Source organism: Paenibacillus polymyxa (assembly GCF_018614975.1).
Classification (GTDB): Bacteria; Bacillota; Bacilli; order Paenibacillales; family Paenibacillaceae; genus Paenibacillus; species Paenibacillus polymyxa_E.
On record NZ_JAGGNR010000029.1, the window covers coordinates 54,522 to 64,258 of the forward strand.

Below are 9,737 nucleotides of genomic sequence, written 5' to 3' on the forward strand. Positions count from 1 at the left end.
GAAATACAGGCTCCCTAAAAACATTGTAGTTTTTCCGGCTCAAATCCCCCTTTTTCTATTTGTAATTGAATACAGCAGCTTTAACACGCTAAGTCTTCCAAACATCTACTGTTTCAATCATTAATTTGTTGATCACCTTGGACCTATCATAAGGCTTCAGGTTTATGGTGAAGTAGGGGCCAAGTTTAAATTTAGTTTAAATTTTCTGTTGTGCCATGAGTACTTTTGTCTCTTGATTGGTGTCACAATGATTTTAAAATTCAAATCCAGATCTTCCGAAGGATATCCAACTAGGAAATAGTTTTGCAAGCTCTTTGTTGAAGGGATATCTCGCATACTGTAAATGTCACACACTAGGAGTGTAGAAAATGTTTTTACTTCAGAAGATTCTCTCAAAGCATTTTTAATCTGCATATTTTCCTAATTCTCTAAACTATTCTGCCCGTTAGCTGAACAAAAAGACAGCCGATCACGTTGGTAGGCTGCCTCAATTACTTGCTATGTATATTGAATAATTATTCTTTTTTAAATGAGTGAAAATTTCCATTACGTTTGGATATAATGCACCTTTTCTATATCTTATGTTCTTTATTAACACTTCCAGCAAGTAAGCATCCGTCTCTTTTCTTACTTCATCAGAATGATTCGGTAATAATGCTTCCCAAACTTTTGGTAAAGGCACACCCATAATTTCACAGTATTTTTCAATAGGCGTTGCTGTATTCCATTCATTTAGTGACCTTAAACGATCAAAAGCATCTTTTCCATCGAACGTGCTTGCGACTAAGCATCATCGAGGACATATTCAGTTGAATATTTATGGTCATGACTGCGATATATGTGATAAAATCCAGGATCATTGGCAGCATACTGAGTGCGAAATTGGTGATATTGTTGGTCTTAACCACATCAGGGAATGAAGAAGAACCGATCACTTCTTCATGGTCGGCTCTTCTTCATTAAAATTTTTATAAGTATCGTGAAATTATGTCTCTTGTGCAATATGTGCGTTATCTGGCGCTTTTTGGTTCATGATCGGAACCATGACCAGTGCGCCAAGAAGAAATAATAATCCTGCACCGCCATAGATCGTCCCCAGTGAAAAGGCATCCTTTAACGCGCCAGCGAAAGACATGGAAACGACCATCATGCTAACGAACATCGGATTCAGAACCCCGTTCACCCGGCCGACAATCGAAGCTTCTGACCATTTCAGAATCATTGTGCTGATCCCAATATGAATGCAAGGGAAAACAAGTCCATTCAGAAATTGAACGGTCAGGGTGAGCGGAACGCTTGTCGAATATCCTACAATGGCTGTGCAGACTGCGCCTGCGATCATACCTATGGCGAGAAGAATCTGCGGCGGAACCCGCTTGGCGATATGTTCAGGAAGATGATTGAGTAGGAAGGAATTGTAGGGGGATCCATTCGACAACCAAAGACGTTTTTCCATACCCAGCGGGCGTGGAGATTAAGGTTAATTTACGATACAAGCCATATTGAAACCTGTCTATCAATCGTTGTCGGAGAACTGTATTGTGCCAAAACAGCGGTCCAGATAGAATGCAGACCATATTGCACACGGTAAGCCTGCTTATGTTTAGAAGTCTGGCCATGCTACAGTATTCTTACAGTTTCAGCTTGCTCTTAGGAGTATGGGCAGCTATTGCATAAATAAGGCACTGAAAATAACGACATCCTGCAAGAAATGAATCGTCAGCGCCCAGAAGAATCCTTTCGTTTCTAACATCGATTTGGCCAAAAACCATCCGATAAAAGCAGCCATCAATACACCAGGTATCCCGCCTGGATTTCCAAAATAATGAACGACACCAAAGATCGAGGCTGCTAATCCTTGCGCTACATAAGGGGAGAGTCCATTTTTGCTAACAACGGCAACAAATGAAAAACGAAAGATGATTTCTTCTGAAAAAGCATTCATAAGCGCAAAAATAAGAATGAGGATAACCCCAGGATATAGCTCTAGGCTCACGTTTCCCCCATGAACCACTTGGAAGTAGACGACGACAGACGTTACCAACGTAATCACGATCGCAAAGTTTACACCTAAGTTTCTCCACGTTTCCGTTTCTTTTGGCTTAATGCCAATCCACGTTTCAGGCCGGATTTTTCCATCTCGCTTTTTAAGGTTTAAATATGCAAGTCCATCTTTACCTGTCACCCCATATACAATGCCAATCACAATAAAAGCTAGTAACAACACCGTGATTTGAAAACTGATCTCTAGATTGTATACAGCGTTTTCAAACACGTTCAAAGTGAGAAGCGAACTGCTCCTAAACCATAGCAAGAGAGGGGCACAAACAACCACCATAATCGTGATCAACAGAATGGGAACCAGGTTGAATCGTTTTTTATTCATTTCATTTACATCCCCTTGTTTGGATGAGTTAACGTTTCCAACGCATGTTGACACCATTCAATGGTCATCCGAAGATATCGCTCCCCATAGTCGAGGGTTAACAACCAGGGCTGGACTTGTTTGTTTTCCCCGTTAGGAATACTCGCTTTAATTCCTTCAAGCATCGTTATTAACTCCTTACTCGCTGATAATTCATCTTCGAGAAAAGAGACTAATTGAGGGATATGATGTTCATCGGAGACAAAGAGCTTCATAAGAAGTTCGTTCCTCATTACAGATTCCTCAGGCGGCAGGGCTAACCATGAATCAAGTTGATTACATCCTTGTTGCGTAACGCCGTAGACGATTTTACGTCTTCCCGTCTCTGCTTCTTCGACAACCGACACAGAGCCTTCTATCTCCAATTGTTTAAGACTCTTATGAATATGTCCATACGATTCGTTCCAAAATAGGCCGATGCTTTCCTTTGAAAACTTAACAAGCTCATAGGCGCTCATGGGCTCAATACGAAGTAAACCGAGAATGGCAAAATGGGTGTTATTGATTCTTTTCATACTTCCCTCCCTGTTTATAATGTATCTTTGAGATATATTTAGATATCTTTAACTCTCTCTTATCTATGAAGAATCGCATGTACATATGAAGATTGCTCGGCAGCTTCTCTTCGAACGGTATCTTTAACAGATGCGGTTATTTATATAAAGTTCTAAGGGGGTCAACTATACACAAAAGAGTGATTACCTGAGGTATCACTCCTTTTAGTCAGACAGATAATTTATCTCGTTAATAAACAGTTTATCTTCATGAGTTTTAAAGTGTAGATCACTTCAAGCAAGAACTAGAGCGATACATGGATTACTACAATCACAAACGCATCAAGTTAAATTAAAAGGCATGCGCCCGGTACAATACCGAGCTCATGCCAAACAAGTTGCATAAAAATATCTGTCTAACTTTAGGGGGTCACTTCAACATTGACCGACTGCCCGCTTGTTTTTATTAGCTATCGTTTCCCGTTAGCTTAATGAACTGAAGCAATCGGTACAGTTGTTATAGAATTCTGTATATGACTTATGTAAAATTCGTTGGCAGATTGCGATTGTGAACAGCGCCATACAGCATGGGAATAGCAATTAGAAGGCTGATGATAACGGGAACCACAGACCCCTCAAGTCCAAAATCACCTCCAGTGAGAAGATAAGGACCTTTCACTTTCACAATAAGCAGACCGGTCGTAGTGTGTCCAGAAACAGGAATACCAAGCAAACCTTCAAGTGTATTCCAGGAAAAATGTAACCCCATGACAAACCACAGGTTCCGTCGCCACAAAAACGCGGCTCCAAGCAGAACGCCTGCTTCTAAGGTTATGGCGAACGCGCTCCATAATGTTGCTCCTGTATTCCCAAGATGGGCTATTCCAAAGAATAGAGATGTCACAGCGAGTGCGGCCCAGTTTCCCAGCAATTTATTCATGGTTTGAAACATTAGTCCACGAAAGATAAGTTCTTCGACAATGGCTGCGCCTAAAGCTGCTTCAATAGAAGCGATTAGAACAGTAACCGTATCCGCACCATTCGCCCATTGAAAGGAGTAACCTCCCAATGAAACAATAATAATAGTGGATAAGGCAATAAAGATAACCCCGGTTAGTGCTCCCATAACAGCTTCAAACCCTGCGCCCTTTTTGGATAACTCAGGAATGGACCGACGGGCCAAATATTTCATGGTGAGCATATAGACTATGATGGCCAGAAAGCCCAATGTTAGTGTCAACAGAAGAGAAAGCAAGCCCGGTACTTGTTGCTCTGCTAGCGGCCGGATGAACGCATCCACAAGAATTATGCTGATTGCCCCCACAATCATCCAGATGATTGGATAGCGCCAAAACAAACTCCATTTACTTAATTTCTCATGCATCTGCGAATGTTCTTTGTGTGCAGATCTTTTCTTCATGTCTTGAGTCAGCTCCTTTATAGCTTGATGATAGTTATGAGTATAGGCTGAAAAAGTCATAAAGTGACAGTGCGCTTTTGTCATGATAAAGTCATGTGACTATACCCCTAAGAAACCGGCAACTATATAAGTTACCGGCTTCTTAGGGGTGTAGTCTTAGTAATTCATGATTCCCGCGTCTCTGGCTTTGCGGGCCGCCTCATGTTTTCCCTTTACATTAAGTTTTGAGTAAATCGTTGAAATGTAATTCTTAACCGTTCCTTCACTAAGAAACAAAGCCTCTGCAATATCTCGATTACGCATGCCAGAAGCAAGCTTTTGCAATACTTCAAACTCACGGCTACTAAGTCCGTATTCATTATGTTTAATAGCGGATCCCGTATTCATACTTTTGATCATTTTACTCGCCATCTCCTGCGAGATTAACGTCCCCCCCGCATGAACCACCCGTATGCCTGCAGCTAAATCTCTAGGATGAATGGCCTTGAGAAGATACCCTTCTGCTCCATGGCTTAATGCCGCCATGACATATTCCACTTCCTGATAGGAGGTCAGCATCATAACTTTGATTATAGGCATTCGCTCTTTGATCAGAGCTGTTGCATCAACACCATTCATGACTGGCATATTAATATCCATCAGTACCATATCGGGCTGAAACTGATGACAGCCTTGAACTGCTTCTTCCCCATGTTTAGCTAATCCAACGATTTCTATATCATTTTCCATGGACAGTACGATATGTAGACTCTCCAGAATTAATTCCTGATCGTCCGCAAGTAATAATTTAATTTTCCCCATGTAGCCCCACTCCTTTCAGGGGAATTTCACATCTGACTTCGGTGATCGTTTCAGCTCCTACCTCTGATGATACAAACAGGCTGCCCCCCAGGCTCTCAACTCGATGTTTCATCGTAGTCAACCCGAAGCCATATTCCAATTTGTCAATTGGTTTCCCATTATTTCGAACCACCAAGTGCAGAACAAATTCGGAAAATTGAAGCTCCAAATACAGTTGAGACGCTTTTCCATGTTTTAGTGCGTTCGTGATAGACTCCTGGATGACTCGCAGAATCGTCTGCCGTACTTCAAAATGCGTGTGCTGCTCTGTTCCTAGTACTTTTAACGTCAGGAGAATTCCTGTATGTTCCCGAAAATTGGCCACATGTGCCTCAACCTGTCGTATAAGATTCGACTCCTCTTCTTCTCCAATCTCATGAACAATACTTCTCATTTCGTCCAGATTTTGCTCAGCCAGTGTTCTTAAGCGAGTTAACCGTTCCTTGACCTCGGCAGGCTTACGATCCATAAGAGCGATGGAAGCATCAAGATCATAATGATTGAGATAAAGGAATGCCCCAGGGTATCATGAAGTTCCTTAGACATACGATTGCGTTCTTCAAGCAAAGTCATTTTCTCAATTTCAGCAGCGTAGTGGGTTAACAGCTTATTTTGCTGCTCTACTTCGACCACAAGTTCAATTTTCTGGTAATACGCTTTGGCTACGATGCTTGCCCATATGCCGATGAAGCAGAATAACACATTATCTGTCCCGTTACTAAAGGCTTGTTCCCAAGGTAACTTTAAATAAGACTGGAAGATAAAAGGAATGAATAGAATTGCGGGAATGATCCATAGTGTCTGCTTGGTCAATAAGTACCCCATTGTTAGACTCGGCAGCAGATAGTCTGCTTTGGAAGTCAGTTCCGGATGGATGACAGAGTTCACATAATAAGAACCTCCCAGTAATAGCTCTGCGATACAAAACCAGACCTTGTTCATCCTACGCTGAGGAAACCAGAATATCAGTGGAACGAAAAGCGCTGCCATTAGCCAACTGACGTTTAACCAAGCTGGGTTCGACAGATCATTTTCTGTAAACAGTCGTGATGACAGTAAAATGTAATGGTACAAACGAAGAGCAAAAATACCCCAATCCATAAAAGATAATATCTTCCTCATGTCATCATCCTACACTATTTTTCAGTAAAAACATCATTACCTGTGAATTTAGTGTATCACTATTTTCGGGAACGATTGATCTCTCATCTCAATGATTGTGGTATCTTGGCGATGTACAATTGGAAGGATTAAATCGTGACCATATCCATATCTGGACATCTTCGGAGGGGATGGTCGGGGTGACACCGCTGCCGAAATCCAATATTTAGCAACTGCAGGCTACAATTCCGGCAGACATCGAAGAACCAGAGCAGCCATCGCTAGAGGCGTATCAAGCCATGTTTGACCGTCGGGCCGGGGCCGGACGTGTTCGGCTCACGGATGCTTCCTGGCTTTCCATCTACCGGGTCAACGTTCGCATGGTTGAATGTTACCGCAAAGGCCGGGTCTTCCTAGCCGGCGATGCTGCTCATGTTCATTCGCCGGCCGGCGGTCAAGGCATGAATACGGGGATGCAGGACGCGTACAACCTCGGCTGGAAGCTGCGTACGATGAGGAGCGCCGCCCAGTGGCTCAATCCGTGCTTGAGGACAGCACGAAGAAGATGGGAGGGGTCATAGGAACGGCGACTGAAGGCGGAGGGTTGTCCCAACTTTTGAGCTTCATATCCGACGATCTGACGAGTGGGCTTCTCATTTCCTATCGGTCAAGTTCTCTTACCCGCCCTTCTGCTCGAACGAATGTTACCCGTTCATTGCCAGGGGATCGTGCCCCTAATGCCGAGGGTCGAGGTAAGGGAAAGGCTGAAAGCTCTGTCTTCCCAACATGGGGTTACCGTGTTTATATCGAGCCATATCCTTGAGGAAATGTCCAATTGGCTTCTCGAATGGGCATTATTCACAAAGGCGTATTGCTTGAAGAACTGACAACAAAAGACTTTGAAACAATCCGCCGAAAGCAGTTGATGATCGGAAGGCTCAAACTTTCTTTCAGACTCCGGGTATGCGGTACATTCGACTTCGAATAACGGTTTTGCGCTACCGGATGATCATGCGGTTATGCATCCCGAACATATTGCGAGATTGCTTGCTCATCATGAAGTACCGCTCACCATGCTATATTTGTTCTTAATACTTATAATTGGTGCTCTTCACCTATTATTAAGTGCACCTCTTGCCCTATTGGCCTGTATATCGCGTGGTTATCTGGTGCCGATCGGCTTTGCATTTACAACTTTAATGAGTTATCGTTTCCCGTTAGTGAAATCCCGCAATAACCATTGATTTCTTCTATGCCTTGTATTTACTGGAGGAAAGGATTTTCTTGTGACGGAGAAAAATAATCCCCTCCGTTTTGATAACCGAAGGGGATATTGACTACTAATGATTTTGTTTATTAGTCTGTCTACTTGACAGGGAGCACTTCATCTCGACCGACCATTTTCTAATATTACATATACACGCGAAAGCAATTTCTTGTTTGGCATGGCTCTAAGGTTCAAAGCAACAAAAACATCTTACTCCGCTCTTTCCCTTGAATAATCAAGTAGAGCTACCGGCTCATATCCACACAAGAGCCTAGGCGCTGTTCGATATCGGAAGCAATCTTCATCAGCGCTTCGTTCTCTACTAGTCCTATTAATGCTGTTGGCTTTGGCATCCCAATCTTGGTACTCCCGCCTTCTCCATATACTGCGAGCTTGCAAGGAAGGAAATAACCGACTAGAGGGTTTTCAGATAACACCCTTTGTGCTTCAACCGGGTTGCAGACTTCCAGGATGTGATATTCCATATTCAGCTCTACGTCCTTCTCATGAAGCTTTTCCTTCATATCCAGCTGCCACAATACGCCAAACTTTTCTTTCTTGAGGTTCTCTGTAAGATCCGCAATCGCTTGCTCAACTGTCTTATTCGTACTAACCGTATAATGGAACACGCTATTTCATCTCCTGTCTTCGTAATCTTTCCAGGTGTCCTTGTGTTATCCTTACCCTAAGGCTACCAGCTTAAACAGCATCCGTTTACTTATGAGTCAGTTTATCTCCCCATGCGCTAACTCCGCCTTGGAGGTGAGCAATTTTGGAGTATCCGCTTCTACTTAACACCTTGGCTGCATTTTTGCTGCGCATACCGCTTTGACAGTATAGAAGAACCGTTTTATCTTTGGGTATCTCGGCCAGCCGCCGCTGCAGTTGAGACAGAGGAATATTGACCGCGCCCTTAATGAAACCTCTCTTGTACTCGCCAGGTTCGCGGACATCAACCACGATACGTTTATTGTTATTCATCATTTCATTCCGAAAATCTTCAGCTTTCAGGTTCTTCACACCTTTTACCGGCTTCAGCCGAGTGTAGAGAAACCATACAATTAAAATAAGAACCGCAATATTAATAACAGTATTTATGCTCACAGGACTCTCCCTTTCTATTACCTTTTACAGTATAGAGCTTACGGAATCCCCGCCGTGCAAGGATTCTGGCTGCTTTTTTTCGGTTAAGCCAGTTATTAGAGAAAATGATCACTTCATCATCACACGTCAGTTCCTTCTGCCATACTATCGGCAAACGACCAACAGATATATTAATTGCACCGGAAATATGACTCTCCCAATACTCACTGGCGTCCCTGACATCGAGTATTTTCACATTGGACCATCGATCATGAGAAGGATCCCACTCTTTCATGTCCACATAAGTAAGTGACGACACCGGCCACAGCTGAATCAACAACCATACCGTCATTATCCCTGCTGCTATATAAATCAGAGTCACTCATGACACCCTTTCTATAACATTATTATAGATATTATCTTACCAATTTATTGAAATCTGTCCATTTGCTCAGGCCGCCTGTCATATTTACTACCTCATATCCCTTCTCATTAAGAAGCTCACAGGCAAGACCGCTCCTGTTGCCGCTTCGGCACATGATAATGATCTTCTGAGCCGAATCAAGTTCAGAGTATCGCTGAATAATTTCTCCTAACGGAATATGAGTCGCTCCTTCTACATGTCCTTCCACCCACTCAGCGGATTCACGGACATCAAGCATGATAAGATCCTTGCTGTGTCTCAGCTGTTCGGCTACTTCTTGCGGGGTAATTTCTTTTTGAACTTTAAACGCCATAGGTATCCTCTCCTATTTATATAAAATTAATGATTTAAATTCTTCCTGAGACTTTTAATCTGCTGTTTTCTTATGTTTCTTATTCTGTACTTGTTTAAGCTTCTTACTACATATACCCCTATTGGTATTGTATAGAGAGTGCTGAAAATAACAATCCGTTAATCCACAGATAGCACTGCAGCAGCTGTCAAAAATCACAGCTGCTGCAGTGTATTACTATCTTTAAATTTAATTACGCCACGCCTGTTGAATATCCTAATTATGTAAATTCATGTTGGTGAAAAACCGAGCTCAAAAAATGATCCTGTAGCATCACTATTCGCCATTCGACGGGCAATTGCTCTGTCAGGAATAAACGAAAAAACATAAA

At 42.6% G+C, this 9,737-nt stretch carries 12 protein-coding genes and 4 pseudogenes; 4 read left to right on the top strand and 12 right to left on the bottom strand.

Annotated features, from left to right (window positions below):
- Nucleotides 1-490 precede the first annotated feature (490 nt).
- The 4 genes and pseudogenes from J7E78_RS21305 to J7E78_RS21320 form a co-directional block, all read right to left on the bottom strand.
- Nucleotides 491-760: pseudogene (locus tag J7E78_RS21305) on the bottom strand (nucleosidase); the annotation flags it as partial.
- Nucleotides 761-985: 225 nt separating this feature from the next.
- Nucleotides 986-1,381: pseudogene (locus J7E78_RS21310) on the bottom strand (MFS transporter); the annotation flags it as partial.
- A gap of 285 nt (nt 1,382-1,666) precedes the next feature.
- On the bottom strand, nt 1,667-2,386 hold the full coding sequence (locus tag J7E78_RS21315; RefSeq protein WP_215078104.1) for a CPBP family intramembrane glutamic endopeptidase: 720 nt from the start codon (nt 2,384-2,386) through the stop codon (nt 1,667-1,669).
- 5 nt (nt 2,387-2,391) lie between these two features.
- Nucleotides 2,392-2,940: a PadR family transcriptional regulator gene (locus tag J7E78_RS21320; protein ID WP_215078105.1), complete on the bottom strand. Its 549-nt coding sequence runs from the start codon at nt 2,938-2,940 to the stop codon at nt 2,392-2,394.
- A 260-nt stretch (nt 2,941-3,200) separates the two neighbouring features.
- Here J7E78_RS21320 and J7E78_RS21325 point away from each other — a divergent pair.
- Nucleotides 3,201-3,325: pseudogene (locus tag J7E78_RS21325) on the top strand (IS3 family transposase); the annotation flags it as partial.
- Nucleotides 3,326-3,457: 132 nt separating this feature from the next.
- Here J7E78_RS21325 and J7E78_RS21330 read toward each other — a convergent pair.
- The 4 genes from J7E78_RS21330 to J7E78_RS29850 all read right to left on the bottom strand — a co-directional run bounded on the left by J7E78_RS21330 (nt 3,458) and on the right by J7E78_RS29850 (nt 6,067).
- The gene (locus J7E78_RS21330; RefSeq protein ID WP_215078106.1) at nt 3,458-4,339 is read right to left on the bottom strand and encodes a CPBP family intramembrane glutamic endopeptidase; all 882 of its coding nucleotides are present in this window, start codon (nt 4,337-4,339) and stop codon (nt 3,458-3,460) included.
- A gap of 156 nt (nt 4,340-4,495) precedes the next feature.
- On the bottom strand, nt 4,496-5,140 hold the full coding sequence (locus J7E78_RS21335) for a response regulator (RefSeq protein ID WP_215078107.1): 645 nt from the start codon (nt 5,138-5,140) through the stop codon (nt 4,496-4,498).
- Entirely contained in the window at nt 5,127-5,648 is a 522-nt protein-coding gene (locus tag J7E78_RS29485) for a sensor histidine kinase (protein ID WP_251035177.1), read from the bottom strand. The genes J7E78_RS21335 and J7E78_RS29485 overlap by 14 nt, the downstream gene beginning before the upstream one ends.
- A complete protein-coding gene (locus tag J7E78_RS29850; RefSeq protein ID WP_311517785.1) occupies nt 5,612-6,067 on the bottom strand; it encodes a histidine kinase in 456 nt (151 codons plus the stop codon). Before J7E78_RS29850 ends, J7E78_RS29485 begins: the two co-directional genes overlap by 37 nt.
- 470 nt (nt 6,068-6,537) lie before the next feature.
- Between J7E78_RS29850 and J7E78_RS30100 the strand changes: the two are divergent.
- The 3 genes and pseudogenes from J7E78_RS30100 to J7E78_RS29500 all read left to right on the top strand — a co-directional run.
- Nucleotides 6,538-6,790 (top strand): annotated as a pseudogene (locus J7E78_RS30100) (FAD-dependent monooxygenase); the annotation flags it as partial.
- A gap of 19 nt (nt 6,791-6,809) precedes the next feature.
- On the top strand, nt 6,810-7,103 hold the full coding sequence (locus J7E78_RS21350; protein WP_215078116.1) for a hypothetical protein: 294 nt from the start codon (nt 6,810-6,812) through the stop codon (nt 7,101-7,103).
- Between the two features lie 12 nt (nt 7,104-7,115).
- A complete protein-coding gene (locus J7E78_RS29500) occupies nt 7,116-7,268 on the top strand; it encodes a hypothetical protein (protein WP_251035178.1) in 153 nt (50 codons plus the stop codon).
- A gap of 524 nt (nt 7,269-7,792) precedes the next feature.
- On the opposite strand, the gene J7E78_RS21360 is transcribed toward J7E78_RS29500, so the two are convergent.
- The 4 genes from J7E78_RS21360 to J7E78_RS21375 form a co-directional block, all read right to left on the bottom strand.
- Nucleotides 7,793-8,176: a DUF302 domain-containing protein gene (locus J7E78_RS21360; RefSeq protein ID WP_215078108.1), complete on the bottom strand. Its 384-nt coding sequence runs from the start codon at nt 8,174-8,176 to the stop codon at nt 7,793-7,795.
- A gap of 85 nt (nt 8,177-8,261) precedes the next feature.
- Nucleotides 8,262-8,651 (bottom strand): rhodanese-like domain-containing protein, encoded by a 390-nt coding sequence (locus J7E78_RS21365; RefSeq protein WP_311517786.1) that lies wholly within the window; start codon nt 8,649-8,651, stop codon nt 8,262-8,264.
- Nucleotides 8,629-8,982: a rhodanese-like domain-containing protein gene (locus J7E78_RS21370; RefSeq protein ID WP_215078109.1), complete on the bottom strand. Its 354-nt coding sequence runs from the start codon at nt 8,980-8,982 to the stop codon at nt 8,629-8,631. Before J7E78_RS21370 ends, J7E78_RS21365 begins: the two co-directional genes overlap by 23 nt.
- Nucleotides 8,983-9,046: 64 nt before the next feature.
- On the bottom strand, nt 9,047-9,367 hold the full coding sequence (locus J7E78_RS21375) for a rhodanese-like domain-containing protein (RefSeq protein ID WP_215078110.1): 321 nt from the start codon (nt 9,365-9,367) through the stop codon (nt 9,047-9,049).
- Between the last annotated feature and the right edge of the window lie 370 nt (nt 9,368-9,737).